The organism is Nonomuraea glycinis, assembly GCF_014646515.1.
GTDB lineage: Bacteria > Actinomycetota > Actinomycetes > Streptosporangiales > Streptosporangiaceae > Nonomuraea > Nonomuraea glycinis.
The window spans coordinates 88,882-114,571 of sequence record NZ_BMNK01000021.1; the positions used below are offsets into that span (position 1 = coordinate 88,882).

Annotated in this window: 22 protein-coding genes; 12 read left to right on the top strand and 10 right to left on the bottom strand. The window is 68.7% G+C overall.

Annotation, left to right across the window (positions count from 1 at the left end; all coding sequences use genetic code 11):
- Position 1: 1 nt before the first annotated feature.
- The 3 genes from IEY87_RS39725 to IEY87_RS39735 are packed head-to-tail and all read right to left on the bottom strand — an operon-like array spanning position 2 to position 4,515.
- Positions 2-913, bottom strand: a complete 912-nt coding sequence (locus tag IEY87_RS39725) for a hydroxymethylglutaryl-CoA lyase (protein ID WP_189144031.1) — start codon at positions 911-913, stop codon at positions 2-4.
- On the bottom strand, positions 913-2,943 hold the full coding sequence (locus IEY87_RS39730) for an acetyl/propionyl/methylcrotonyl-CoA carboxylase subunit alpha (RefSeq protein ID WP_189144032.1): 2,031 nt from the start codon (positions 2,941-2,943) through the stop codon (positions 913-915). The genes IEY87_RS39725 and IEY87_RS39730 overlap by 1 nt, the downstream gene beginning before the upstream one ends.
- Before the next feature lie 3 nt (positions 2,944-2,946).
- A complete protein-coding gene (locus IEY87_RS39735) occupies positions 2,947-4,515 on the bottom strand; it encodes a carboxyl transferase domain-containing protein (protein ID WP_189144033.1) in 1,569 nt (522 codons plus the stop codon).
- 64 nt (positions 4,516-4,579) lie between these two features.
- Here IEY87_RS39735 and IEY87_RS39740 point away from each other — a divergent pair, with 64 nt between their 5' ends.
- From IEY87_RS39740 to IEY87_RS39755, 4 genes are all read left to right on the top strand, one after another.
- On the top strand, positions 4,580-5,176 hold the full coding sequence (locus tag IEY87_RS39740) for an SACE_7040 family transcriptional regulator (RefSeq protein ID WP_189144034.1): 597 nt from the start codon (positions 4,580-4,582) through the stop codon (positions 5,174-5,176).
- A 162-nt stretch (positions 5,177-5,338) separates the two neighbouring features.
- The gene (locus IEY87_RS39745) at positions 5,339-6,319 is read left to right on the top strand and encodes an ATP-binding cassette domain-containing protein (RefSeq protein ID WP_189144035.1); all 981 of its coding nucleotides are present in this window, start codon (positions 5,339-5,341) and stop codon (positions 6,317-6,319) included.
- A complete protein-coding gene (locus IEY87_RS39750; RefSeq protein WP_189144036.1) occupies positions 6,316-7,176 on the top strand; it encodes an ABC transporter permease in 861 nt (286 codons plus the stop codon). The genes IEY87_RS39745 and IEY87_RS39750 overlap by 4 nt, the downstream gene beginning before the upstream one ends.
- A 114-nt stretch (positions 7,177-7,290) precedes the next feature.
- On the top strand, positions 7,291-7,746 hold the full coding sequence (locus IEY87_RS39755) for a GPO family capsid scaffolding protein (RefSeq protein WP_189144037.1): 456 nt from the start codon (positions 7,291-7,293) through the stop codon (positions 7,744-7,746).
- A 51-nt stretch (positions 7,747-7,797) separates the two neighbouring features.
- Here the strand turns inward: IEY87_RS39755 and IEY87_RS39760 are convergent, their stop codons facing one another.
- Positions 7,798-9,147 (bottom strand): hypothetical protein, encoded by a 1,350-nt coding sequence (locus tag IEY87_RS39760; RefSeq protein WP_189144038.1) that lies wholly within the window; start codon positions 9,145-9,147, stop codon positions 7,798-7,800.
- A gap of 240 nt (positions 9,148-9,387) precedes the next feature.
- Here IEY87_RS39760 and IEY87_RS39765 point away from each other — a divergent pair, with 240 nt between their 5' ends.
- From IEY87_RS39765 to IEY87_RS39785, 5 genes are all read left to right on the top strand, one after another.
- Positions 9,388-11,568: a thiamine pyrophosphate-dependent enzyme gene (locus IEY87_RS39765; protein WP_225277621.1), complete on the top strand. Its 2,181-nt coding sequence runs from the start codon at positions 9,388-9,390 to the stop codon at positions 11,566-11,568.
- A gap of 134 nt (positions 11,569-11,702) precedes the next feature.
- Positions 11,703-12,755, top strand: a complete 1,053-nt coding sequence (locus tag IEY87_RS39770) for an ABC transporter substrate-binding protein (RefSeq protein ID WP_189144040.1) — start codon at positions 11,703-11,705, stop codon at positions 12,753-12,755.
- Complete coding sequence (locus IEY87_RS39775; protein WP_189144041.1) at positions 12,752-13,579, top strand: ABC transporter permease; 828 nt, start codon at positions 12,752-12,754, stop codon at positions 13,577-13,579. Before IEY87_RS39770 ends, IEY87_RS39775 begins: the two co-directional genes overlap by 4 nt.
- Positions 13,555-14,244, top strand: coding sequence for an ABC transporter ATP-binding protein (locus IEY87_RS39780; RefSeq protein WP_189144042.1), 690 nt, complete (start codon positions 13,555-13,557; stop codon positions 14,242-14,244). Before IEY87_RS39775 ends, IEY87_RS39780 begins: the two co-directional genes overlap by 25 nt.
- Positions 14,241-15,590 carry an LLM class flavin-dependent oxidoreductase gene (locus IEY87_RS39785; protein ID WP_189144043.1) on the top strand — a complete coding sequence of 450 codons (1,350 nt, stop codon included), beginning with the start codon at positions 14,241-14,243 and terminating at the stop codon, positions 15,588-15,590. The genes IEY87_RS39780 and IEY87_RS39785 overlap by 4 nt, the downstream gene beginning before the upstream one ends.
- A gap of 5 nt (positions 15,591-15,595) precedes the next feature.
- Here IEY87_RS39785 and IEY87_RS39790 read toward each other — a convergent pair whose 3' ends face one another.
- Positions 15,596-16,129 carry an ATP-binding protein gene (locus IEY87_RS39790; protein WP_189144044.1) on the bottom strand — a complete coding sequence of 178 codons (534 nt, stop codon included), beginning with the start codon at positions 16,127-16,129 and terminating at the stop codon, positions 15,596-15,598.
- 242 nt (positions 16,130-16,371) lie between these two features.
- Between IEY87_RS39790 and IEY87_RS39795 the strand changes: the two genes are divergently transcribed.
- Entirely contained in the window at positions 16,372-17,931 is a 1,560-nt protein-coding gene (locus IEY87_RS39795; protein WP_189144045.1) for an NsdA family TPR-like regulatory protein, read from the top strand.
- A 16-nt stretch (positions 17,932-17,947) separates the two neighbouring features.
- Here the strand turns inward: IEY87_RS39795 and IEY87_RS39800 are convergent, their stop codons facing one another.
- From IEY87_RS39800 to IEY87_RS39815, 4 genes are all read right to left on the bottom strand, one after another.
- Complete coding sequence (locus IEY87_RS39800) at positions 17,948-18,481, bottom strand: hypothetical protein (RefSeq protein ID WP_189144046.1); 534 nt, start codon at positions 18,479-18,481, stop codon at positions 17,948-17,950.
- Positions 18,482-18,495: 14 nt separating this feature from the next.
- Entirely contained in the window at positions 18,496-20,562 is a 2,067-nt protein-coding gene (locus IEY87_RS39805) for a hypothetical protein (protein WP_189144047.1), read from the bottom strand.
- Entirely contained in the window at positions 20,559-20,810 is a 252-nt protein-coding gene (locus IEY87_RS39810; RefSeq protein WP_189144048.1) for a hypothetical protein, read from the bottom strand. The genes IEY87_RS39805 and IEY87_RS39810 overlap by 4 nt, the downstream gene beginning before the upstream one ends.
- 332 nt (positions 20,811-21,142) lie before the next feature.
- Positions 21,143-21,817: a maleylpyruvate isomerase family mycothiol-dependent enzyme gene (locus tag IEY87_RS39815; RefSeq protein WP_189144049.1), complete on the bottom strand. Its 675-nt coding sequence runs from the start codon at positions 21,815-21,817 to the stop codon at positions 21,143-21,145.
- A gap of 225 nt (positions 21,818-22,042) precedes the next feature.
- Between IEY87_RS39815 and IEY87_RS39820 the strand changes: the two genes are divergently transcribed.
- Complete coding sequence (locus tag IEY87_RS39820) at positions 22,043-22,597, top strand: hypothetical protein (protein ID WP_189144050.1); 555 nt, start codon at positions 22,043-22,045, stop codon at positions 22,595-22,597.
- A 500-nt stretch (positions 22,598-23,097) separates the two neighbouring features.
- Positions 23,098-24,195: a cytochrome P450 family protein gene (locus IEY87_RS39825; protein ID WP_194511364.1), complete on the top strand. Its 1,098-nt coding sequence runs from the start codon at positions 23,098-23,100 to the stop codon at positions 24,193-24,195.
- A gap of 158 nt (positions 24,196-24,353) precedes the next feature.
- Here the strand turns inward: IEY87_RS39825 and IEY87_RS39830 are convergent, their stop codons facing one another.
- Positions 24,354-25,658 carry an FAD-dependent oxidoreductase gene (locus IEY87_RS39830; RefSeq protein WP_189144052.1) on the bottom strand — a complete coding sequence of 435 codons (1,305 nt, stop codon included), beginning with the start codon at positions 25,656-25,658 and terminating at the stop codon, positions 24,354-24,356.
- Positions 25,659-25,690 lie beyond the last annotated feature (32 nt).

Below are 25,690 nucleotides of genomic sequence, written 5' to 3' on the forward strand. Positions count from 1 at the left end.
GTCAGCCTTTCGAGAGGGCCTGGACGACGCGGGAGGGGCTGGGCCGGCCCAGCCGTTCGGCCAGCCAGGTGCTGGTGGTGACGAGCTTGTCCAGGTCGAGCCCGGTGTCGATGCCGAGCCCGCGCAGCATCCAGACGAGGTCCTCGGTGGCGAGGTTGCCGGTGGCCGACTCGGCGTACGGGCAGCCGCCGATGCCGCCCGTGGAGGCGTCCACCGTGGTCACCCCCGCCCACAGCGCGGCCAGCGTGTTGCCGAGCGCCTGGCCGTAGGTGTCGTGGAAGTGCACCGCCAGCCGGTCCGGGGAGCCGAACGCGTCGATCAGGGCGGTCACGTGGCCGGGGGTGCCGACGCCGATGGTGTCGCCGAGCGAGAGCTGGTAGCAGCCGAGGCCGAGCAGCCGCTCGCCGACCGCCACCACCTGCGGGATCGGCGTGTCGCCCTCCCACGGGTCGCCGAAGCACATCGACACGTACGCCCGCACCCGCACCCCGGCCTCCAGCGCCCCGGCGACGACCGGCTCGAACATGTCGAACTGGGTCTCCAGGCTCCGGTTCAGGTTCTTGGCGGCGAACGTCTCGGTGGCGCTGGCGAAGACGGCGATCTCGTCGACGCCGTGCGCCAGGGCCCGTTCCAGGCCGCGCAGGTTCGGCACCAGCACCGGGTAGCGGACGCCCGGCCGGCGGTGCAGCCTGGACAGCAGCTCCTCGGCGTCGGCGAGCTGCGGCACCCAGCGGGGGTGCACGAAACTGGTCGTCTCGATCACCTTGTGCCCCGCGTCGGCGAGCCGGTCGACGAACTCCGCCTTCACCTCCACGGGTACGATCGCCGCCTCGTTCTGCAGCCCGTCGCGCGGGCCCACCTCGTGCACGGTGACCTGCTGCGGGAGGTCCCGCATCGGATATGACCTGCTCATCACGCCTCCTCGCTGGTGACGACGGCCAGTACGGCGTCCATGTCCACCTGCTGGCCTGCCTGCACGGGCAACTCCGTGACGAGGCCGTCGCGGGGGGCGGTGACGGTGTGCTCCATCTTCATGGCCTCCACGATCAGCAGCGGCTGCCCTTCGCCGACCCGGTCGCCCACCTGGGCCTTGACGACCAGGACGGTGCCCGGCATGGGGCTTCTGACGACGCCGTCCCCGCCGCCCGCCGCGCCCGGCCGGTCGCCGGGGTCGCCGACGCGGTGCCGCGTCAACGCCCAGGTGCGACCGTCCCTGCCGAGCCACAACGTCTCGAGGTCGCGCGCCCAGGCGTACCGGTCGGTACGGCCACCCAGGGTGACGGCGAGGCTGTGCCCACTTGCCCGCAGCCTCGCGGGCACCCCCTCGGCATCACGAGAGCTGAGGTCCTGCTCGGCTGCTCCGGCGGCGGCTGTCGTACGGACCTCGGCGGCCTCTCGTGGCAGGCCCCGGACCTTGACGTCGTGTACGCCGTCCCGCGACTCCAGGCGGTAGGCGGTCCAGGCCGGTGGGCCGACGCGCCAGCCGTCGGCGATGTCCCACGGGTCGCTGCCCTGGGGGGTGTCGTGGAAGGCGAGCGCGGCGGTGGCCAGGACCTCGTCGGGGACGGCGGTGGTGGGGAGCAGGTCGGGGAGGATGCGTTCCACCAGACCGGTGTCCAGGTCGCCCGCCTGTACGGCCGGGTGGGTGAGCAGGCTTCGCAGGAACGGGATGTTGGTGGTGACGCCGAGGATGGTGGTGTCGCCCAGGGCCTGGTCCAGGGTCCTCAGGGCGGTGGCCCGGTCGGGCGCCCAGGCGATGACCTTGGACAGCATGGGGTCGAACTCGCTGCCCACGACCCCGCCTTCCAGGAGACCGGAGTCCACCCGTACGGACGGCTGCGCGCCGAGCTCCCCCACGGCACGCGGGGGCGACGGTTCGTGGAGGGTGAGGATGCGGCCGCCGGTGGGGAGGAAGCTTCGGGCGGGGTCTTCGGCGTAGATGCGGGCTTCGACGGCGTGGCCGGTCAGGCGTACCTCGTCCTGGGTGAAAGGGAGAGGGTGGCCGGCGGCGACGTGGAGCTGGAGGGCCACCAGGTCCAGGCCGGTGACCAGCTCGGTGACCGGGTGCTCCACCTGGAGGCGGGTGTTCATCTCCATGAAGTGGTAGGCGCCCGTGGTGCCGTCGACGATGAACTCGACCGTGCCCGCGCCGGTGTAGCCGACGGCGCGGGCCGCTTCGACGGCGGCCGAGCCCATGCGCCGGCGCGTCACGGCGTCCACGAAGGGGGACGGGGACTCCTCGATGATCTTCTGGTGGCGGCGCTGGAGGCTGCACTCGCGTTCGCCGAGGTGGACGACGCCGCCGTGGCCGTCGGCGAGGATCTGGATCTCGATGTGGCGCGGGTCGCCGATGTAGCGCTCGATCAGCAGGGTGCCGTCGCCGAAGGCGGCGCTCGCCGTACGGCGAGCGGACGCCAGGGCGTCGGGCAGGTCGGCCGCGGCGGTGACCAGGACCATGCCCTTGCCGCCGCCACCGGCCGACGGCTTGATCAGCGCGGGGAAGTGCCGCCAGGCGGTGAGGTCGTCGCCGGGCTCGGCGGCGCCGGGGACGACGGGGACACCGGCGGCCGACACGGTGGCCTTGGCGCGGATCTTGTCACCCATGGCCTCGATGGCCCCGGCCGGCGGGCCGACGAAGACCAGACCGGCCTCGGCGCACCGGCGGGCGAACAGGGCGTTCTCCGCCAGAAATCCGTACCCCGGATGGACGGCCCGCGCCCCGGCCGCCCCAGCGACCTCCACAATTGCCGAAATATCCAGATAATTCGGGATCTGGTAGGCCAGGTCAGCCTCCACGACGTGCCGGGCGCCGGCGTCCGAGGCGGTGTGCACGGCCACCGAGGTGATCCCGAGCGCACGCAGCGTACGGATGATCCGCACGGCGATCTCGCCTCTGTTGGCGACGAGCACGCGCTCGAAGGGCGTGCTGGGTGGGTGAGCCATGAGTCACATCCGGTAGACGCCGTAGCCGATGGGGTCGAGCGGGGCGTTGGCCACCGCGGAGAGAGCCAGCCCGAGGACCGTGCGGGTGTCGAGCGGGTCGATCACGCCGTCGTCCCAGATCCTGGCCGTGGAGTAGTAGGGGTTGCCCTGATGCTCGTACTGGGCCCTGATCGCGTCGGCGTCCGCGTTGCCCACCGTGGTCAGCACGTTCGCCGCCTGCTCGCCGCCCATGACGGAGATGCGCGCGTTCGGCCACATCCACAGGAACCGGGGCGAGTAGGCGCGACCGGCCATGGCGTAGTTGCCCGCCCCGAACGATCCGCCGATCATCACGGTGAGCTTGGGCACCCGCGCGCACGAGACCGCGGTGACCATCTTGGCGCCGTGCTTGGCGATGCCGCCCGCCTCGTAGGCCTTGCCGACCATGAATCCGCTGATGTTCTGCAGGAACACCAGCGGGATCCGCCGCTGGTCGCACAGCTCGATGAAGTGCGCGCCCTTCATCGCCGACTCGCTGAACAGGATGCCGTTGTTGGCGACGATCCCCACCGGGTGGCCGTGCAACCGGGCGAAGCCGGTGACGAGCGTGGCGCCGTACTCCGCCTTGAACTCCAGGAACCGCGAGCCGTCGACCAGCCGCGCGATGACCTCGCGCACGTCGTACGGCTGCCGGGTGTCGGCGGGGACGATCCCGTAGAGGTCGCGCGGGTCGTGGGCGGGCGGCTCCGGCTCGGTCGTGTCCCAGGGGCGCGCGGCGCGCGGGGCCAGGGTGGAGACGATGTCGCGGACGATGGCCAGCGCGTGCGGGTCGTCCTCGGCGAGGTGGTCGGTGACGCCGCTGACCCGGGCGTGCAGGTCGCCGCCGCCGAGCTCCTCCGCCGTGACCTCCTCGCCGGTGGCCGCCTTCACCAGCGGCGGACCGCCCAGGAAGATCGTGCCCTGGTCGCGGACGATGACGGCCTCGTCGCTCATGGCGGGCACGTACGCGCCGCCCGCGGTGCAGGAGCCGAGCACGGCGGCGATCTGCGGGATGCCGCGCGCCGACATCGTGGCCTGGTTGTAGAAGATGCGGCCGAAGTGCTCGCGGTCGGGGAAGACCTCGTCCTGCTTGGGGAGGAAGGCCCCGCCGGAGTCGACGAGGTAGACGCACGGCAGGTGGTTGTGCAGCGCCACCTCCTGGGCGCGCAGGTGCTTCTTGACGGTGATCGGGTAGTAGGTGCCGCCCTTGACGGTGGCGTCGTTGGCGACCACCACGCACTCGCGACCGGAGATCCTGCCGACGCCGGTGATGATGCCGGCGGCGGGCGCCTGGTCGTCGTAGAGCCCGTTGGCCGCCAGCGGCGACAGCTCCAGGAAGCGCGAGCCGGGGTCCAGCAGGCCGTCGACGCGGTCGCGCGGCAGCAGCTTGCCGCGCGCGACGTGGCGCAGCCGCGAGCGCTCGGGGCCGCCCAGGGCGGTGGTGGCGAGGCGTTCGAGGAGGTCGGCGGCGAGCCGCTCGTTGAGCTCGGCGTTGCGCTTGTAAGCCTCGCTCGCACGGTCGGCGGCCGACTTCAGCACCGGCCAGTCGCTCATGTGTCCCCTCTCATCATGGCCATGATGTTAGCCATCATTAACGTAACCGTCTAGCATGTGAGACGTGACCACCGCTCAGGCACCTACCCGAAATCGCGGCAACAGGCGTGCGGAGATCCTGGCGGCCGCCGCCAGCCTGTTCGCCGCGCGCGGCTTCCACGGCGTCTCCATCGAGGACATCGGCGGCGCGGTCGGGATCTCGGGCCCGGCCCTCTACCGGCACTTCAGCGGCAAGGACGCGCTGCTGGCCGAGATGCTCCTGGACATCAGCTCCCGACTGCGCGAGTCGGCGGTCGCGGTCGTCACCACGGCGAGCGGGCCGGGCGAGACGCTCGACGCGCTGCTGCACGTGCAGATCACGTTCGCGCTGGAGCAGCCGGCGCTGATCACCGTGCACGACAGGGAGCTGAGCAACGTCCCCGAGGGCGAGCGGCGGCGGATCAGGCGGCTGCAGCGGCTGTACGTCGAGGAGTGGGTGACCGTCCTGGCGGAGCTGCACCCGTCGTGCCCGCCCGCGCGCCTGCGCGCCGCCACCCACGCGATCTTCGGCCTGCTCAACTCCACGCCGCACAGCGCCGGCGAGCTGCCGCCGCAGGACATGCGGCCGCTCCTGCACGCCATGGCGCGCGCCGCGATCGAGGCCTCAGTTAACGCCCGCTAACATTCGGTCGATCCACTAAAAACGTCTTGTTGTACCGACTATCTAGATATATCTTTTACATATCTCGAAGGTAGAGGTTTGTCTGCGACGACGGCAGCCGTGCCTACCGGCTGACCGGGCGGGCCGCCCGCCACCTCAGGCCAGATACCGGCGGAGGATCGCATGAGCACCGAAACGGCTGTGGCCGTCAACAGGTTACGCAAAACGTATGGTAAAACCGAGGCCGTCAAGGGCGTGGACCTTGAGGTGGCGTCGGGAGAGGTGTTCGGCTTCCTCGGGCCGAACGGCGCGGGCAAGACCACCACCATCAGCATGCTCTGCACGCTGGTGAACCCGACCGGCGGCACCGCCACGGTCGCCGGGCACGACGTGGTCAGGGAGCGCGACGAGGTCCGCCGCAACATCGGGCTGGTCTTCCAGGACCCGACCCTCGACGGCTACCTCAGCGCCGAGCAGAACCTGCGCTTCCACGCCGAGCTGTACGGCGTGCCCAAGGCCATCGTCGGCGACCGGATCAAGCAGGTCATGGAGATGGTCGCGCTCTGGGACCGCAAGGACGCCAAGGTGATGACGTTCTCCGGCGGCATGAAGCGGCGGCTGGAGATCGCCCGCGGTCTGCTGCACTCGCCCCGGGTGCTGTTCCTGGACGAGCCGACCGTCGGGCTCGACCCGCAGACCCGCGCGGCCATCTGGGGCTACATCAACCAGCTCCGGATCAGCGAGGACATCACCATCTTCATGACCACCCACTACATGGACGAGGCCGAATACTGCGACCGGATCGCGATCATCGACCACGGCGAGGTGGTGGTGATCGACTCCCCGGAGAGGCTCAAGGCCAGCGTCGGCAAGGACCGGGTGCAGATCCACACCCGCGACGACGAGGCCGCGATCAAGGCGCTGCGTGACCGGTTCGGCCTCGAGGCGGCCGTGCACGAGGGCGCCGTGACCTTCGCGGTGGCCTCGGGCGAGGAGTTCGTGCCCCGGCTGTTCGCCGAGCTCGGCATGCCCATCACGGCGGTGAGCGTGTCGCGTCCTTCGCTGGACGACGTGTTCATGTCCTACACCGGTTCCACGATCCGCGACGCCGAGGCCGGCGACGACAACAACATGGCGTGGATGCGCACGATGGCGAGGCGATGACCATGACCACAGAGGCGATCAGGGTGCGGGTGCCCGCCCGCAGCGCGGGTCACGACCTGCGCGCGGTCAAGGTGGTGCTGCACCGCGAGCTGCTGCGCTTCCTCAGCGACCGCACCCGCATGCTGTCCATGCTGCTGCAGCCGGTGCTCTGGCTGTTCGTCATGGGCACCGGGCTGGGCTCGCTCGTGCAGGGGTCGATCCCGGGAGTGGACTTCCGTACGTTCATGTACCCGGGCATGATCTCGATGACGGTGATCATGACGGGGATGTTCTCCGCCGGGTCGATCGTGTGGGACCGCGAGTTCGGCTTCCTGCGCGAGATGCTCGTGGCGCCGGTCTCGCGCGCCGCGATCGTGGTGGGCAAGTGCCTCGGCGGCGCGATCGTCGCCACCGGGCAGGGCGTCATCATCCTCGCCATGGCCGGGCTGGTGGGCGTCCCCTACTCGCCCGTCCTGATGCTCACGCTGCTGGGTGAGATGTTCCTGGCGGCGTTCACCATCACCGCCTTCGGTGTGATGCTCGCGGCCCGGATGAAGAACATGCAGACGTTCTTCGGGCTGATGCAGATGGCGATCATGCCGATGATGTTCCTGTCGGGCGCGATGTTCCCGCTGGCCAACCTGCCGTCGTGGCTGCACGTGCTGACGGTCGTCAACCCGATGACGTACGCGGTGGACCCGATGCGGCAGGCCGTCTTCGCGACCCTGGACGTGCCACCGGCGGTGAACGCGACGCTGAACCCGGGCGTGCAGTGGTTCGGCTGGCAGGTGCCGATCCCGGTGGAGCTCGGCCTGGTCGCGGCGCTCGGAGCGGTGCTGCTGGGTGTGGGCATCGCCCAGTTCCGACGCGCCGACTAGACCCGGTTGGTTGGAGCGCCAACAAAGGTCTCGTGTTCGAATGCGACATGGGCTTCACGGAAGGTAACTTTCCCGATGCGTGGCGGCATTACCTCTCCTGGAAAGGAACCCCCCGTGTTCGGTCTGCAAGCTCAAGTGAACGACCATGAGGTCAGACTCACCGCTCTTGAGTCTCGTACAGTGAGCGGCGTGCCTGATACGACAATCGCAGTACGTTTCACCACTCTTCACGAGCGGGTGGACGCGGTCGCAAACAACCTCCTTGACAAAATCGATGCGCGATTCAACCAGCTCAGCGCTCAGACCGATGCACGGTTCGAGCAGGTGGACCAAAGGTTTGAGCAGATAGACCAGCGGTTCGAGCAAGTGGATCAGCGGTTCACGCAGATAGACCAGCGGTTCGAGCAAGTGGATCAGCGGTTCACGCAGATAGATCAGCGATTCGAGCAGGTAGATCAGCGGTTCGAGCAAGTGGATCAGCGGTTCACGCAGGTGGATGGCCAGCTCGGCGAGATCAAGAGCATGCTTCTGAGCCTTGGCGCGACGGCCCCCGCCGATCGGGTCAACTGACGTGACAGAGGCCCGGGACAGGTTCGTCCCGGGCCTCTTCGTTTTACGGGGTCAGCGGATCACGCGGACGTGGTCCGAACGGCTTGCGTCGCCGTTGGTGTCCTCGTCGCCGCCGTAGACGAACCTCCACCGGCCCGAGTTCCAGGCCCGGACCTTGGTGAAGAGCCTGCCGCTCTCGCTGGACCAGGTGGACTTGACGTACCGGTAGGAGTCGGAGCCGTTGGCCTTGAAGAACAGGGCCACCTTGCCCCGGTAGCCCTCCCAGTCGCCCTCGTCATCGACCTGCAGCGCGGCCCTGATCCGCAGGAACTCGCCGCGCTCGACCGGCTCCGGGTAGGCGTTGAACCCGATGACGCGGCTGTCCGCCTTCTCCTCCTGCGGTTCGACGACCTTGACCCAGGTGGGTCGGCTCACCGAGCTGTCGACCCCGCGAGCGCCGCGGAATTCCGCCCGCCACCAGCCGGATTCCTCCGCGGTGGTGGAGGCCCAGAAGCGGCCATGACGGTCGGTCACGTCACTGGTGACGTACTTCCAGTGCCGTGAGCCGTTCGCCTTGAACCTGATGGTGACGCGCTGGCCGGGCAGGGCGCGGGCGTCGGTGCGCAGGGCGCCGGTGAAGCTGAGCCGGTCGCCCTGGTCGACGGGCTCGGGACGGGCGTCGAAGTCGACGATACGGCTGTCACGGTCTCTGACCCTGACGCCGACCCGTGCGGTGTCGCTGACCGAGCCGCCGGCCGCGGAGGTGGCGGCGAACTCGGCCCGCCACCACCCGGTGGCCTCGGCCCGCACCTGGGCGGCGAACCAGCCGTTGCCGCCGGAGGTCACGCTGGTGACATTCTGGAAGGTGTCGGAGCCCCGGCCGCGGAAAGCGATGGTGACCTTCTGCCCGGCGAAGGCCTTGCCGTCGACCTCGAGCCGGCCGGAGACCCTGACGTTGTCGCCCGCGTCGACGCGGCCGGGGTCGGCGTCGAATCCGACGATCTTGGTGGTGGGGAGCGCCTTCTTGACCTCGAAGGCGCCCTTGGTGGAGGCTTCGCCGTCGCCCTTGGCGAGGGCGAGGAAGTTCCAGGTGCCGGCCGAGGCGGCGTCGAAGGACTTGGTGGCGGTCCACCGGGTCCATTCGCCGCGCTTCAGTCCGGCATCGGCCTTCACCGGGGTGAAGACTCCCGCCTGGCCGGGCGCCTTGAGCTGGAACTCGGCGCTGGTCGCGCCCTTGGCGAAGAACGTGAACGTCGCCGTGACGGCCTTGTCGGAGACGACGATCGGGGATGCCGGGCTCAGCTGGACGTCGGAGATCTCCGGTGCCGCGGCCTGGACTTCCGCCGACGCGGGTGACGTCAGGGCCAGCGCCCCGGCGCCCATCGCGAGCACGACGGTTACTACACGGATGCGTTGTAACATGCGGGTTTCCTTTCTGGATACCCCAGGGGTTTCAACGCGGCATTTGAGGGTGCCACGTGTTTCGTCTCAGTAGACGCCGCGACAAGGCCCAAAGTTCTCAACTTTGACAATCCGTCATAGATCTATGTCAAAAGGACCGGTCCAGAACATCTCCCCGCCGACTGGCAGACGCGAGAGCCCACGGAAGACATAATCGGCTTTGTGGCGCGCGACACAGTTGAGACTCATTTCATTCAAGCGGTGGCGACTCTTGAGACGGGCGCGGCCCGAGATCCGGCGAGTCCCATCCGCGAGGGGACCGCTCTCACCGGCGAGCGGTGCCACGCGCTCTACTGGCGCCAGCTCGACAGCCGGCTGCTCGACATCGCCGCCCGCTGGCTGCGGGAGCAGGATCTGGGCTTCTACACGATCGGCTCGGCCGGGCACGAGGGCAACGCGGCCGTCGCCGCCGCCCTGCGGCCCGACGACCCCGCCCTGCTCCACTACCGCTCCGGCGCTTTCTACCTGACCCGGTCGGAGCAGGCGGGACGGCTTCCCGACCAGGGCGTCCGCGACGTCCTGCTGGGCCTGACCGCCTCGGCGGAGGAGCCCATCGCGGGCGGCCGGCACAAGGTGTTCGGCCACCCCGACCTGGCGGTCATCCCGCAGACCTCCACCATCGCCAGCCATCTGCCGCGAGCCGTGGGGGTGGCCCTCGCCATCGAACGAGCCCGCGCGCTCGACGCCGGCCAGGCGTGGCCGGACGACGCGATCACGGTCTGCAGCTTCGGCGACGCCTCGATCAACCACGCCTCGGCGCTGACCGGTTTCAACACCGCCGCCTACGCCACCCACCAGGGACAGCCGCTGCCGATCCTGTTCGTGTGCGAGGACAACGGCATCGGCATCAGCGTCCGCACGCCCAAGGGCTGGGTGGCGGCGGCCGCCCGCCGGCCCGGCATCGAATACTTCGCCGCCGACGGCTGCGACCTGGCCGACGCCTACGACACGGCCCAGCGCGCCGTCTCCTACGTACGCACCAGCCGCTCCCCCGCTTTCCTGCACCTGTCCACCGTGCGGCTGATGGGCCACGCCGGCTCCGACGTCGAGGCGGCCTATCGCACCCAGCGGGAGATCCGCGCCGACCTGGCCCGCGACCCTCTGCTGCGGACCGCCCGGCTGCTGGTGGAGGCGGGAGTGACCACGCCGGAAGAGCTGCTCAAGCGGTACGAACTGTCGCGCGAGCACGTCCTGCGGATCGCACTGGAGACCACCCGCAGCCCGCGACTGGCCTCCGCCAAGGAGGTCATGAAGCCGATCGCGCCGCGCCACGCCGACCTGATCGCCAAGATCAGCCCGGTCGCGGCGGAGAGCCGTGTCAGAGTGAAGGCGTTCGCGGGCGCGCTGCCCGAGACGGAGCAGCCGATGACGCTCGCCCAGTCGATCAACCGCACGCTCGCCGACGCGCTGGCCGTCTACCCGGAGATGATGGTCTTCGGCGAGGACGTGGCCAAGAAGGGCGGCGTCTACGGCGTCACCCGGGGCCTGCAGAAGCGCTTCGGCGGAAGCCGGGTCTTCGACACGCTCCTCGACGAGCAGTCCATCCTCGGGCTGGCGCTGGGCGCGGGGGTGTCCAAGCTGCTGCCGGTGCCGGAGATCCAGTATCTGGCCTACCTGCACAACGCGCTGGACCAGATCCGCGGCGAGGCGGCCACGCTGTCGTTCTTCTCCCAGGGCGCCTACCCCAACCCGCTGGTGGTGCGGGTCGCGGGCCTGGCCTACCAGAAGGGATTCGGCGGCCACTTCCACAACGACAACGCCGTCGGCGCGCTGCGGGACATCCCGGGGCTGGTCGTCGCCGCGCCGTCGCGGCCGGACGACGCCTCGGCCATGCTGCGCACCTGCCTGGCGGCGGCCCGTACACAAGGCTCGGTCTGCGTGTTCCTGGAGCCGATCGCGCTCTACCACACCAGAGACCTGTTCGACGCGGGCGACGGCGGCTGGCTCGCCCCGTACGCGCCGCCCGCGCGCTGGGCGGAGACGCACGTGCCGATCGGCCGCGCCCGCTCCTACGGCGACGGGCGCGACCTGACGATCGTGACGTTCGGCAACGGGCTGCGGATGAGCCTGCGCGCGGCCGTACGGCTCACGCAGGAGGGGGTCAGCTGCCGGGTGCTCGACCTGCGCTGGCTGGCGCCGCTGCCGGTGGAGGATCTGGTACGAGCCGCCGAGCTGACCGGCAAGGTGCTGATCGCCGACGAGACCCGGCACAGCGGCGGCGTCTCAGAAGGGGTCGTAGCCGAGCTCGTCGACGCGGGGTTCCAGGGCCAGATCGCCCGCGTCACCTCGGCCGACAGCTTCATCCCGCTGGGCGCCGCGGCCGACCACGTGCTGCTGTCGGAGGAAGAGATCGAGGAGGCGGCCCGCAAGCTGCTGAGCTGACCGTCCCTTTTCAGCCGAGACGGATCGCCGCCCGCCTATTACCTAGAAAACAGGTAGGAAATATTGCTTTAGCCTCATCGGCATGCCTATCGTGAGTGCGGGGTTGATCTCGTCGCTCGTCGAAGGGTCATGCCATGCCTGTTTCGCTGTTACGGCCAGCGCTCGCCGTACTCCTGTTCGCCTGTCTGACCGCGTGCGCCGGGGGTGACGGGCGGGACGCGGGCGAGCCGGTGCTCGCGGCGAACGCGGCGCTGCCCGCCTCCGTCCCGAAGGGCACCAAACTGATCATCGGAGATCCGCCGACGAAGGTGGCGCTCGAACTCTCCGGTGAGATCGACACGTTCTCGTTCGACATCGAGTGGGCCAACATCAGCGGCGGCCCGCTGACCAGCGAGGCGTTCAGGGCCGACGCGCTGGATGTCGGCGCGGTCGCCGACATCCCGCCGATCCACGCGACCTGGACCGGCCTGCCCGTGAAGATCGTCGCGGCCAAGTTCCGCAAGGACCCGCTCGACCATCCCACGTACGAGCTGGGCATCGCACCGGGGGTGGCCGTCAAGACCCTCGCCGACCTGCGGGGCAAGAAGATCGCCTACAGCCCCGGCCAGGCGCAGGGCGCGCTGGTGCTCCGAGTGCTCACCCGGGCCGGGCTCACCAAGGACGACGTCACCCTGGTGGAGCTGCCGAGCACGGCCGACGTCTACCCCAACGCGCTGGCGTCCAAGCAGGTGGACGTGGCGCCGATCGGGGGCGTCAACATCAAGCGGTACGTCACCAAGTTCGGCCGGGACGGCGCCACGACCGTCCGCCACGGCCTGCGTGACGACCCGGCCCACCTGTACGTACGGACCGTCACGCTCCAGGACCCCGCCAAGGCCGCGGCGATCCGCGAATTCGTCGCCGCCTGGGCACGAGCCTCCCAGTGGGTCTACGACCATCCGAAGGAGTGGATCGAGGGCTACTACGTGAAGGACCAGGGCCTGAGCGCCGAGGACGGCCAGTACCTGGTCGACCTGGCGGGCGAGCCCGAAATCCCCGCCGACTGGGCGCCGGTCATCGCCAGGCACCAGGAGACCATCGACATCCTGGCCAAGGAGACCGGCAACGAGGCGCTCAAGGCCGGGGACCTGTACGACCTGCGCTACCAGGCGGTGGCCGCGGACGCGATCAAGGAGGGTACGTCATGACGCTCGTCACCGCCCGCCCCGTGGCGCCCGCACGGGTGCGGAGCCGCCGCCGTCGCCTGCGGCCACGCCGCCCGATCAGGTTCGGTTTCCTGGTGGGCCCGGCCCTGCTGCTCGCGTTCTGGGCCGGGGGCTCGGCCTCGGGGCTGCTGGATCCCCGGTTCCTGTCGCCCCCGTGGACCGTGGTCACCACCGCGGGCGAGCTGGTGGCGAGCGGCCGGCTGCAGGAGCACCTGCTGGCCTCGGTCCAGCGCGTCGGGCTGGGGCTGGCCATCGGCGTCCCGCTCGGCACGCTGCTCGCGCTGGTGTCCGGGCTGAGCCGCTGGGGCGAGGCGGTGATCGACGGGCCGATCCAGATCAAGCGGGCCATCCCGGCGCTCGCGATGATGCCGCTGCTGATCCTGTGGCTGGGCATCGGCGAGGTGATGAAGGTGACCGTCATCACGCTTGGCGTGCTGGTGCCGATCTACATTCACACGCACAACGGGCTGCGCGGCATCGACAGCCGCTACGTCGAGCTGGCCGAGACCGTGGACCTGCGGCGTGGCACGTTCGTCCGCAAGGTGATCCTGCCCGGCGCGCAGCCGGGATTCCTGCTCGGCATGCGGTTCGCCGTCATGACCGCCTGGCTGTATCTGGTCGTGGCCGAGCTCATCAACTCCACCACCGGCATCGGCTACATGATGGACCTGGCGCGGACGTACGGGCAGACCGACGTGATCCTGGTCGGCATCGTCCTGTACGGCCTGCTCGGCCTCTTCTCCGACGCCGCGGTCCGGCTCGTGGAGAGGAGGGCGCTGTCATGGCGACGGACGTTGGCCGGCTGACCCGCGTACAAGGACTGACCCGCCGCTACGGCGAGCGGCTCATCCTGGACCACCTGGATCTGGAGATCGCGCCGGGCGAGTTCGTGGCGCTGCTCGGCCGGAGCGGGTCCGGCAAGAGCACCCTGCTGCGCGCCCTGGCCGGGCTGGACGACGACGTGGCCGGGGACGGGCTGGTGGAGGTGCCCGCGCAGGTGTCGGTCGTCTTCCAGGACGCCCGGCTGCTGCCCTGGCAGCGGGTGCTCGACAACGTCGTCCTCGGCCTGGACGGGGGCGAGCGGCGGGGCCGGGAGAGTCTGGCGGAGGTCGGCCTCGGCGGGCGGGAACGGGCCTGGCCCAGCGAGCTGTCCGGGGGCGAGCAGCAGCGGGTGGCGCTGGCGCGATCCCTCGTCCGCGAGCCGCGCCTGCTGCTCGCCGACGAGCCCTTCGGCGCGCTCGACGCGCTGACCAGGATCAAGATGCACGGGCTGCTGCGCCGCCTGGTCGAGCGGCACCGCCCCGCCGTGCTGCTGGTCACCCACGACGTGGACGAGGCGATCGCCCTGGCCGACCGCGTCCTGGTGCTGGACTCCGGCCGGATCGCCGCCGAGCGGCGGCTCGGACCGGGCAGCACCGACATCCGTACCGATCTGCTGCTGGCCCTCGGCGTGACAGGAGAAGGCGCGTGACCCAGCTCAATCTCAACCTTTTCGTCTACCCGGCCGGTCATCACGAGGCGGCCTGGCGCTTCCGCGGCGCCGAGCCGCACCGGGTGCTCGACATCACCTACTACCAGGAGCTCGCCCGGCGGGCCGAGGCGGCGACGTTCGACGCGGTCTTCTTCGCCGACGGGCCTTCCCTGCCGGACAACGTCCGGTACGCCAGCCGCTTCCGGCTGGAGCCGTTCACCTGGCTGTCCGCCATCGCCGCCGCCACCAGCCACATCGGGCTGATCGCCACCGCCTCCACCACCTACCTGGAGCCGTACAACCTGGCCAGGCTGTTCGCCTCGCTCGACCACCTCAGCCGGGGCCGGGCCGGCTGGAACATCGTCACCACCGGCGCGCCGCAGGCGGCCCAGAACTTCGGGCTCGACGAGCATCCGGCGCACGGCTCGCGGTACGCCAGGGCCGACGAGTTCGTGGAGGTGGTGACGGCGCTCTGGGACAGCTGGGAGGATGACGCGCTGGTCATCGACCAGGAAGCCGGCATTTTCGCCGATGACACGAAAATTCATCCGATCGACCATTCTGGGGAACGGCTGCGCGTCCGGGGCCCGCTGAACACGCCGCGCATCCCGCAGGGCCGGCCGGTGTACGTACAGGCGGGCTCGTCGGAGGACGGCAAGGGCTTCGCCGCCCGCCACGCGGAAGCGATCTTCACGGCGCACCAGACGCTCGCCAACGCCCGCGACTTCTACGCCGACGTGAAATCCCGGGTCAAGGCGGCGGGCCGCGATCCCGGGCTGGTCAAGGTGCTGCCGGGGATCAGCCCGTTCATCGGCTCGACCGAGGCGGAGGCGCTGGCGCTGCGCGAGGAGTTCAACGAGCTGACCCAGCCGGAGTACTCCCTCCACCAACTCCGCCACCTGCTCGGCATCGACCTGACCGGGTACGACCTGGACGGTCCGGTCCCCCGGGAGGAGCTGCCCACGCACGAACAGCGCGGGTACGGCAGCCGGTTCCAGGTGGTGGTGGACATCATCGACCGGGAGCAGCCGACGATCAGGCAACTCCTGCACCACCTGGCCGGAGCCCGTGGGCACTGGGTGACCGCCGGGACGCCGGAGCAGATCGCCGACCGCATGCAGGAGTGGTTCGAGGGCGGGGCGGCCGACGGCTTCAACGTGATGCCGCCGTACCTGAACGGCGGCTTCGACGTGTTCGCCGACGAGGTGGTGCCCATCCTGCGGCGCCGTGGCCTGTTCAGGAAGGAGTACGACGGCTCGACCCTGCGCTCGCACTACGGCCTGCCACGCCCCGCCAGCCAGTACGCGAGCCGGGCTCCCGACGGTCAGGCCCCCACGGGCACCTGATCGGTTCAAAGTCCGGTCCTACGAGGGGTGTGGATCTTCGCCCATACTCTGTGGCCGATCACGTCGTCGCCCTCGTACCCGGCCTGGTCGGCGAGCGCGGCGACGATGGCCAACCCCCTGCCGTGCTCCGCGCCGGTCGGGGATGGGCCGTCGAAGCGGGGAACGCCGCCCCAGCCGCAGTCGTAGACCGCGAGGGTGACCGTGGCGGTCGTACGGACGATCTCCACGATGAAGGTCCCGTGCGCACGGCCGCTTGCGGTGTGGTGGACGGCGTTGGCCGCGAGCTCAGCGACGATCTGCTCGGCGTCGTCGCGACACCGGGCGTCGGCCAGGAGGTAGCGGGTGAAGTGGCGGGCGTGGGGGACCTGGTGCAGGAAGCCGGGATAGACCCGCCTCCAGGTCAGGCCGCCGGGGTGCAGGTCGATCATCGCGTCGATGTGCTCGCGGAGGAGCGGGCCGGACGGGTCGGCGCTCGGGTCCTGGTCCCGCTGCCGGGGGATGAGCAGGGGTACGTCCGCCCGGTCGGTGATGTTGTGCACTGGTGGCTCTCCGTGGACATGTAGGGGTTCGACTTCTCGCCTCTACGTTGGCCTGTCTGGCGCGCCGCGCGAATTCCCACCCCGCCCATCCGGGTAACCACCTTCGCATCACTGCTGACCTGCGCGAATCCCATCCCGACCAGGATCGCCGTCCCGCCGAGGCCCGGATGGCCGCCCTCCGATGATTTCTGTCCGTGACTTCTGTTTTACTGTGCGTACACGTCGATGTGGAGGTGGTGGGGATGTCCGGCGACAGCTACCGGATGCTGCTGCAGGCCCGCTCCTGGAGTAAGCGCCTCCGGGAGAAGGGCTTCACCTGGGACCAGATCGCTGAGGTGCTCGCGCTCACACACGAGGTGAGCCCGTTGCGGCTCTACCGGCTCGCCCACGGCCGCACGGCGACCGACGTGATCGCCATGGTCAGCGACGCCGACCCAGCCGGCACCGCCACACTGCGCGAATCACGACTGTACGAACATGAAGCCTGGCCACAAGCAGGCCGCCGCCCACCCGCCCGGCTGATCGCCACCCTGGCCGAGATCTATCAGACCGCATCCCGGAGCCTGCTGTCCGCTGAGGTCATGGCCTCCTACGACGCCACCGATCGCGCTCTGATCGGCGACACGGACTTCCGCCATCTCGACGCCAACCAGCTCACCCGGCCGGATCGCGACAATCGTGTCACCCCGCAGACCGATGCAGGACCCACCTCCTCGGGCAAGACAGCATGGGACGCATCGGCGTGCGTGCAACTGCTGCGCGCCATCGACGTCGAGGAGACCGACGTGAAACGACGCGAACTGCTCTTCGAACTGGCCCTGGTGTTCGGCGGCAGCCAAGCGCTCGGCCTGCTGCGCATCCTCACCCCTGATGAAGAAGAACGTCTGACCGGAGTGCTGCGCAATACCTGGCGGATGGACGAAGCCACCGTTCAGACCTTCGAGAAGCTTTCGTTGCACGCGCGCGAGGCGGACAACCTGGCCGGTTCCGCCACCCTGCTACCAGCCGCCAACGGGCAAAGGGCGGCGATCGCGCGACTTCTCGCCCGGGAGTCGATGCCACCGAACCTGCGTGACCGGCTCCTCGATACGTATGCGCAGATGTCGGAGCTGACCGGTGTCCTCACCTACGACCTGCTCGACTATGCAGCGGCTGAGCAGCCGTTGCGCGAGGCGTTGCACGCGGCACTCGACCTCGGTGACCCCAAGCTCGTCGCCTACGTGCACTACTGGCTGGGCAGGCTAGCCGCCGAACAAAATCGGACCGCCGCGGTTCTGGACCATGCCTTCGCCCTGCAAAGCTGGGCCAGCCGGTCTCCGAGCAAGCTGCTGACCTCGCTGTACGAGATGCTGTTCGCCCGCGCCTATGCCCTTCAAGGCGACGTAGCGGCGAGCGCCCGCGCGTATGACAACGCGCTCGCATCGGCCGGAGCATCGAAGGTCAACGAACCGGCGTTCCTGTCCTGGATCTCGCCCCTGGTGGTGGAGAGCATCCTGCTGGCCTCGCAGAATCGCCCCGGACCCGTCATAGCGGCGGCTGAGCGCTTTCTCGCTGAAGTCGACCCGAAGTACAAGAGGCGCCATGGGTTGGTTCTCGCTCGGTACTCCAGCGCACTGGCCCTGGCCAAGGAGATCCCCGAGGCGGCTACCAAGCTCACCGAGGCCGCCAACATCGCCAGGCGGCACAGCTCGGCGCGGCTCTCCAACGAGATCAGCCAGGCCAGAACCCGGCTGCAACCGTGGGCTGACACCACCTACGTTCGTCAACTGGACGAGACTCTGCGATCCTGCGGCTTGAATTGAACATCGGCTCTGTCGATCACCTGGGCTTGTCCAGCAAGAGGGGCTTAAGCTGGCGGAAGAACTCGGTCGCGTCCGCCGCGGAGTCCCGGCCGGGTGCGCCTTCCACGATGTTGATGGTGAGAAGGCGCTCGTAGTCGGGCGTCCAGCCGTAGACGAAGGCGATGGTCTGATCCTCACCGTTCATCCGCCGAGCTACGAAGCCTGGCCCCAGTTCGGCGGGTAGGTCAGTCCCTTCGGTGGCAACTTTGGTGTTCTCCAGGTCTACCGAGTCATGCGGGGACGGGTCGAAGATTTCGACCACGAGTCCTAGCTTGCCCTCTGGACTCAAATCCTCGACCACCGAGCATGATACAAAAAGTCCCTTATCTCCTTTCGTGGCGACAGCCCTGTAGTCGTCGAAGCCAGTTGCGAGCTTGATGGCGTTTGCCGAGATCAAGTCGCATTCCTGTGGGGCGGCGGTCGCGTTACCCAGCGGCCGGGTATCCGGCGGCGGAGTGGGAGGAGACGAGCACGCCGTCACCAAGGCAAAGATGGTAAGGGCGGAGGCCATCGACGGTTGAATCCTCATGAACCCCGTCCCGTATAACTGGTTTCGGCTTCCTTGAAACCGATCGCAATGGATTCATCCGGCCTGCTGAAGACGGGGCCCGTAGTGTTGAGCCCTAGCCACTCTTCATAGTCCTCGCGCTGCTCAGCATTCATCTCGGCCCAGGGAATGATTTTCCCATCGGCCAGGAAGTAGCCTTCCGAGCCGGGGGCGAAGTCCTTGTGGTGATGCGGGTGCGTCTCAACCGGCACGGTTCCGTCTCCGAAAAGGCCGTGGCGCATCATCGCCGCCGCCGTAAGGTCGGTGAACATGTGCTTAGCCGCTCCTATTGCTGTGTCCGCGTCCGCACGTGCATGTTGCTCATGGCTTGACTTTATCTCGCCGAAGATTTTCCCCTTCGCGGAGTCGACCAAGAGCCCGACGAACTTACCTTGCGGACCTGGTGCCAGACCGACTACTTTCTCGGTTATTTCCTTGAACATGGCGAAGCGTGCATCGTTCTGCTTCGCCTCTGTGATGTCGGCGATGTTGGCGGCATCGGTGATCACCCAAGTCGTCATGCTGAGACTTCGCGTGGCTGTGGCAAACTCGGCACCTTCGCTGCGGCTCATGCGTTCCTCAAGTATTTCCTGCCGCATAGCGTTAAGTTGCTGTTCGGTGGCCTCTGGATGCGAATTCCGCCACGCCTCGAATTCAGTCTTGACCTCGAGTGCGATCTTGTCGGCCAATTCGTCGAGCATCTTGGTGGCATACTGCGCGTGCGCGACGGCCACGGTTTTGAACGCATCATCGCTCTCGAAGGCCCAAGTCATAACCTTCTGCAAATCCTTCGCGTTGAACTTGGCGCCATACGGTTCCTCGCCGCTCAAATTCTTGTCCGCGTCGGGACCTGTCACTACACCCGGCGTTTTCTCCGTGAACGATCGCGTATCGCGGTGCACGTCGCCGGTGTACTGCGCGAGGACCTTGCCGAGGTGGGCGCGGGTTTGCGGAAGGTTCGCCTGGGCCTTGGGGTCGCTCCAGAAGTGGACCGCCCATGAGGCGATCAGCGCCGACTTGTAGCCGCGCGATTCACCCGGCGGCAGGTCGTGGTCGCGGAATTCGGTGCTGGCCACCTCGATCGCCCGGCCGAGATCCGCGTCGGCGTCGCCTTGCCAGGGGTGCTTCCGCATCAGGTAGGCCAGCGGCCGGCGTTGCGGGTCGGTGAAGAAGTCCTGGGCGACGGCGGGATGGTGGGCCAGCGCGACGAGGGCCGTACCCATGGGGCTGAGGTCGCCCGGCGTGATGTCCTTGGGGCCGGGCATCGTCCAGGGGTCTCGCGGGAGGCTGAGGTCGGGCGGGTGAGCCACGTCCTGGTCGTAGAGCTTCTGGGCCACGGTGAGCAGGAACTTGTGGTCGAACTCGCCGTCCTGGAGCAGCTTCTTCACCGCGAACGCGTCCTGCGGGTTTTCGATGTCCTCGACCAGCCGATCGGGATAGTCGTCGGCCAGTTGCATCCGGCCCACGCCCCGGGAGGCCGTACCGAGCAGGGTGCTGAGCATCGTGCCGAGCCGTTCCTGAAGCGCGACGTCGTGCTGGAGTGGGCGCTGCGATGGCGGCAGGTCGGAGCCGTACGTCCTGGCGAGCAGAGCTTTGAGCTCGCGCGGCGGGACCTCCTTGGCGAAGGCCAGGGCGAAGAACGGGTCGTTCTTGTGCCGCTCGATCTCGGCCACCGTCTCGGCGTCCAGCGAATGGCTCCCGACTTTGTCCCGGAGCCTCGCGGCCAGCTTCTTGGCGGCTGCCGCGCCTTCGGCGGGAGACTTCGACAGCCAGTCGGATTCGCTGGCCCACAGCATGCCGCCCTTGCCCAGTTCATGGTCCGGTTCGGCGAGGATCAGGTCGAGGCGGCCCTGGAGCGCGGGGATCTGGTCGCTCATCTGGCGGCCGATGCCATGCAGCGCGGTCGGGCCCCACAGCTGGATGTCCAGCGAGGTCAGGGCCCGCTCCACCTGCCGGCCGACGTCTGGGATGGTGCCGCTGACCCGCCTCATGCCATTGATCAGCTGCGTCATCAGCGTGGGGTTGATGCCGAGCTGGGGACTCATCGTGTGGGAGCTCCCTTGGCCGGGTCGGACGGCTGGAGCGAGTCCAGCAGCGACAGAGCCCGGGTGAACAGGTCCTTGAAGCCCCGATCCCACGCCCGCAGATCGGCGGCGAGCCTGTCTCCGGCCTGCCCCTTGATCGCGCCCGCTTCGACCAGACGGACAAGCGCGACCACGTCGTTCGCGTGGTGATCGCGCAGCTGCTCGATGTGCCGCCTCGCGGCGTCGATCTGTTCCTGCGTCGCCATCATCGCCTGGTCTCGCTGATCTCGGGGACGCCGGGCCGATCGCATCGTAACCGCGAGCTGGGACGCGGTGAAGCTGAATGCTGCGAACCCAGCGAAATGGCTATGGAACAGGATCTTCTGGTCTATACCCCGTATGGGGTTATGGCTTAGCCACACACAGAGAACCGGTCGATACTCATTGCCGCCTTAACGGACACTTACCAGAATCCATGATGCGCTCTTAACGCCCGGCCGACGCCACTCGCGACACCCGAAGGGCGAGGCGTACGACCTGGATATGCGCGCCTTCGGTGCCGGCGCGTGCGACTCCGGAAAGACGTGACCGGGCCGGCCTTTTAGAGCCAGCCGCCGATCGCCGGCGCCCCCGCATGCGGTGCGGGGCCGCGCCCAGTGACCCAGGCCGCCAACTCGGCGGCGGTCCCGTGCACCTCGTGGCCCTGCGCGTCACCGGCGCGGAAAGTCGCCTTGGTGTCGGTCGCGATCAGCACGGGCGCGAGCTCCTCGCCGCGCCGTTCCCACAGCTTGGCCACGTCCGCGAGCAGCGCGTCCAACAGGTCCGGCGGGAAGTCCGCGAACCCACCGCCCGTCCCCAGGTCCACGCCGTGAATCCACACCTCACGACAGCGCATCCAAACGATCTCCGAGGCGGGCACCGCCGCGCCCTGCGCAGTCCGTACCAGCACCTCCCACCGTGGCTCCGGCAGGCTGAGCAGGGCCGCGCGAAAGTCGGCGGCGGTCTGCTCGAACAGCGCCACCAGCCCCTCGGGCGGAAGCGTGGCCAGCTCCTCGATCTCAGCGTTGCGCGCCTGCGCGGAGGCGTACATGGGAGTCTCCTCGCCGGTCGCGGCCCAGTGCGCGAGCCGGCCGAGGCCGCGGGCATTGGCCGCGACGTGCGCCACCACGTGCCGGCGCGTCCAGCCGGGCAGGGAGGAGTCCGCGTAGAGGTCGGCCCCGTCCAGGCGGGCGGCGAAGTAGGCGGTGCCGGCGTCCATCCAGAAGAGATCAGGCATGGTGGCACACCATATCGCCACCGGCCAGCAGCAGTTTGCGCAGCGTGACGCGGCTGACCGCATGCTCGCTGGTCGCGGCCGTCCCCGAGCTCCTGCGACAGTCAGCTTCCGTTATGACCGGTCCGGGGCAATCATCACGCCTCGAAGAGGTAACTGCAGCCCTTCAACCTCAGCATCATGAGAACCAGGCGCTCCGCCGTCAAGTCGCTTTTTATACTTGCTCACATGGACAGAGAAGAGCCATTCGCCGTCGATACCAGCCGATTAATGGTCAAGGTGTGGCATGGGCAGGTCTACCTTGCGGACGAACTACTGGATGGAGATGTGTCAGGCGATTCCGAAGACTCGCCCACCTCTTCAGTGGGCGTCATCCGCGTGACACCTGGCCTTGCCACCCTGAACATGGGCATCGACATGGGGGAAGTGCCCATCACGGTGGTCGTGGCCGATCGGGATCCGGGCGCCGACCTCGAAAGCCATGAAGACGCTGTGGAGATCAGTTTCGAGTCCCTGTCGGGCCGGATCGTTCTGCTCGAGTGGGACTGGGATGAGCCCAGGACCCACGATCTCACCCCACTACCGGCCGGTCCCGGACCATATCGCATCAGGTTCCATGTCACAGGCCTGGACGATCACGCAGGAGCACTGGTTCACCACCTACAGATATGGCCTGAGCCCTTTCATGATCCCGCTGTGCTCAAGACTACGAGCAGGAATTTCCTGTACCTTTTGGATCCTGACGGGTTCGACCCTGACCAGTACGCTTCGGGCACTGTCTGAGCGATGAAGGGAGGAGGCATGAGCACCCTCCCTTCATCATGGTCACCGTGAAAAGCGACTAGTCTACGACCGCCACCCAGAAGGAGCCGTTCGCGGAGGCCGCTCCTTGCTTGGTCGTGGCGAAGGGGTACTCATCGCAGTTCATCCAGACTGCCGGCGCAGGATAGTCGGGATGGATCTCGGACATTTCCCGGAGAAGTAGTATTTACAGTAATTCGTTCCCCTGCCTTTGAGCCAATGCTTATGCGGACCGTCGCGCAGCATGTCCGCCCCGTAGGCGCTCAACGCCCGCGGCGACTGCTCCTCGCTGCGGTCGGCGGCACTGGACCCAGGCTGGTAGAGGGTCTCCACACCTCGGGGAAGGCCCCCGCGCCGCTGGCCGACCGGCTTGCCGGGCACCCAAGACCGCGAACACCGCAATATCGTTGTGAACGCGCATTCACCGCGGAACGATCTGTGGGCGCGATGTGAGGAGATGTGCAGTGACCTCTGATGTCCAGATGATCACGTTACCCAACGGCACCTCGGCCTGGCTGGTCACCGGCTACGAGGCTGCTCAGCAGGCGCTGTCGGACCGGCGTCTGTCCAAGGTGCTCAAGGCGGAGGAACTCGGCCTTGAGCCGGAGCTCGCCGGCTCGATGTTGCGCATGATGATGTTCCTCGACCCTCCAGACCACACGCGCCTACGCCGGCTGATCTCGGCCACGTTCACCGCCCGCCGCGTCGAGGCTCTGCGCCCGCGCATCGAGCAGATGACCGCCGAGATGCTCGATGCGATCGCCGCCCACGAGACGGTCGATCTGATCAAGACGTTCGCCTACCCGCTGCCGCTGCAGGTCATCTGCGAGCTCCTTGGCGTGCCGGTCGAGGATCGCATCGAGTTCCGCGACTGGTCCGCGATCGTGGCTGCCGGCCCGGCCCGGCAGCACGAGATGCCCCACGCGTTGGCGAGAGTGTTGAAGCGCATACGGGCCCTGCTGGCCGACCGGACCGCACATCCCGGCGATGACCTGCTGAGCGGTCTGCTTGCGGCGCGTGAGGAGGACGATCGACTGTCCGAGGACGAGCTGACGTCGATGGTGTTCATGCTGTTGATCGCCGGCCATGAGACCACTGTCAACCTGATCGGCAACGGCGTGTTCGTCCTGCTCGACGACCGCGACCGATGGATCCGGCTACGCGACGAACCCGAGCTGCTGCCGACCGCCATCGAGGAGTTCATCCGGTACGAGTCGCCGGTCGCCACCGCGACGCAGCGCAGGACCACTGAGGCGATCGAGCTCGGCGGCCGGTCCATTCCGGCCGGCTCACGGGTGATGGTCAGCCTGGCAGAGGCCAACCGTGACGGAGCCCGCTTCCAGGACGCGGGCGAGCTGCGGCTGGACCGTGCGCAGAACCCGCATTTGGGTTTCGGGCATGGCCTCCACTACTGCCTCGGCGCGCCGCTGGCCCGTCTGCAGGGACAGGTCGTGTTCACCGCGCTGATGACTCGGTTTCCCCACCTGGAACTGGCGGTACCGGCTGAGGAAGTCGGCCGGCGATCCGACTTCCAGCGCGGCGTCACCCGGCTGCCCGTCCGCCTTCACGGTGGTCACTAGAGGCATCGTCACCGACCATGATCTCCACCGCCTCGGCTGACCTCCGTCATCCGGGCCATCTCGGCGTTCTGCGCCTGGGTGACCAGCGTCGAATTCACCACCAGGATGTCCTGGAACTGGCGGACCAGGCCGACCCGCGCCGGTGGACGTCGACCACCTCAGCGCTTCCCGAACACCGCGCGGCCGAGAGGCGGGATGGCCCCGCAGACCCGGAAGAACCTTCGAGTCGTTGACCGCTTCAGCGCGCTTGTGGTGATCGCGGCTTCGGTGTTGCGCACGACCTCGCGGACCGTCTCGAACCCGTGGCGCAGCATGTCCGCCTCGTAGGCGCCCAACGCCCGCGACAGCGGCTCCTCGCCGCGGTCGGCCGCGGTGAGCGCGGCGCAGAGCCGGTGCGCGTCGCGCAGCGCCGCGTTGCCGCCGAGCCCGCCGACCGGTGGCATGTGGTGGACGGCGTCTCCGAGCCCGGTGACGTTGCCGGGCTCGCCCCGGACGATCGGTTCGGCGGCGCTGAACCCGGTCCGGTAGAGGGTGTCCGGGGTAGAGGCGGACAGGAGGCGGCGCAGGTCGGGATGCCACCCGGCCGTCCGCTCGGCCAGCAACTCCCGCAGCGCGGCCGGGTCGTCCTGCGCCTTCGACGTGAAGCTCGCCGGGAGGGAATCGCGGTGTGTGATGAACGCCCACAGGACGTAGTCGTCGTCATGCGAGTCCGCCAGCAGGTGCTCCGGGTCGAGCCCGAGCGCGCGCACCCGGTCGCCGAGCCTGGCGGTGATCGACGCGGGGTGCTCGCGCCTGCGGAAGATCGCGGTGAACAGGAAGTCCCTGCGCGGCCAGAAGACGTTGCGGCCGGCGAGCAGGTCCGGCAGCCATCGCCGGTTCTCCTCGGTGAGGAACAGCTTGCCGGCGACGGCCGTCGCCGGCAGTTCGGTGCGGCCGGCCTCCGGATGGAGCTGCGACCACACCCGGGAGCCCGCGCCGTCGGCCGCGACGAGCACGTCGGCGGTCGCGGTGGTGCCGTTGGCGAACTTCGCCGTGACCGTCCCGTCGTCCGCCCGGGCGAAGCCGGTGAACTCATGGTCGAAGCGGACGACATCCTCCAGACCGGCCAGCAGCAGTTTGCGCAGCGTGACGCGGCTGACCGCGTGCTCGCTGGTCGCGGGATCCAGCGGGTCACGAGCCGGGCCGCCCTGCCCGATGAGGACGAGGGGCCGCATCCGCTCGTCGCGGAAGCCGATCCCGCGCCCTGGGTCGCCCGCGGTGGCCACCAGCAGCTCCCACAGGACGGGTGGCAGGCAGGCGTGCAGGGCGGTGCTCCCGGTCGGCTCGATGTTCAGCCGGAAGCCCTGGAGCCGCGAGTCGGCCGTGCGGTCCCGTTCGTACACGGTGACGCGCACGCCGGCTCGCCGCAGACCCTGCGCGAGGCAGAGCCCGCCGATCCCGCCGCCGATCACGGCGACGTCCAAACGCCGAGGGGACATGGGAGTTCCCGCTTTCC

Excerpts from the sequence above, each read along its gene's own strand:
- IEY87_RS39725 (WP_189144031.1), bottom strand. The coding sequence starts at position 913 with ATGAGCAGGTCATATCCGATGCGGGACCTCCCGCAGCAGGTCACCGTG.
- IEY87_RS39730 (WP_189144032.1), bottom strand. The coding sequence starts at position 2,943 with ATGGCTCACCCACCCAGCACGCCCTTCGAGCGCGTGCTCGTCGCCAAC.
- IEY87_RS39735 (WP_189144033.1), bottom strand. The coding sequence starts at position 4,515 with ATGAGCGACTGGCCGGTGCTGAAGTCGGCCGCCGACCGTGCGAGCGAG.
- IEY87_RS39745 (WP_189144035.1), top strand. The coding sequence starts at position 5,339 with ATGAGCACCGAAACGGCTGTGGCCGTCAACAGGTTACGCAAAACGTAT.
- IEY87_RS39750 (WP_189144036.1), top strand. The coding sequence starts at position 6,316 with ATGACCATGACCACAGAGGCGATCAGGGTGCGGGTGCCCGCCCGCAGC.
- IEY87_RS39760 (WP_189144038.1), bottom strand. The coding sequence starts at position 9,147 with ATGTTACAACGCATCCGTGTAGTAACCGTCGTGCTCGCGATGGGCGCC.
- IEY87_RS39770 (WP_189144040.1), top strand. The coding sequence starts at position 11,703 with ATGCCTGTTTCGCTGTTACGGCCAGCGCTCGCCGTACTCCTGTTCGCC.
- IEY87_RS39775 (WP_189144041.1), top strand. The coding sequence starts at position 12,752 with ATGACGCTCGTCACCGCCCGCCCCGTGGCGCCCGCACGGGTGCGGAGC.
- IEY87_RS39780 (WP_189144042.1), top strand. The coding sequence starts at position 13,555 with ATGGCGACGGACGTTGGCCGGCTGACCCGCGTACAAGGACTGACCCGC.
- IEY87_RS39795 (WP_189144045.1), top strand. The coding sequence starts at position 16,372 with ATGTCCGGCGACAGCTACCGGATGCTGCTGCAGGCCCGCTCCTGGAGT.
- IEY87_RS39800 (WP_189144046.1), bottom strand. The coding sequence starts at position 18,481 with ATGGCCTCCGCCCTTACCATCTTTGCCTTGGTGACGGCGTGCTCGTCT.
- IEY87_RS39805 (WP_189144047.1), bottom strand. The coding sequence starts at position 20,562 with ATGAGTCCCCAGCTCGGCATCAACCCCACGCTGATGACGCAGCTGATC.
- IEY87_RS39810 (WP_189144048.1), bottom strand. The coding sequence starts at position 20,810 with ATGATGGCGACGCAGGAACAGATCGACGCCGCGAGGCGGCACATCGAG.
- IEY87_RS39815 (WP_189144049.1), bottom strand. The coding sequence starts at position 21,817 with ATGCCTGATCTCTTCTGGATGGACGCCGGCACCGCCTACTTCGCCGCC.
- IEY87_RS39820 (WP_189144050.1), top strand. The coding sequence starts at position 22,043 with ATGGACAGAGAAGAGCCATTCGCCGTCGATACCAGCCGATTAATGGTC.
- IEY87_RS39825 (WP_194511364.1), top strand. The coding sequence starts at position 23,098 with ATGATCACGTTACCCAACGGCACCTCGGCCTGGCTGGTCACCGGCTAC.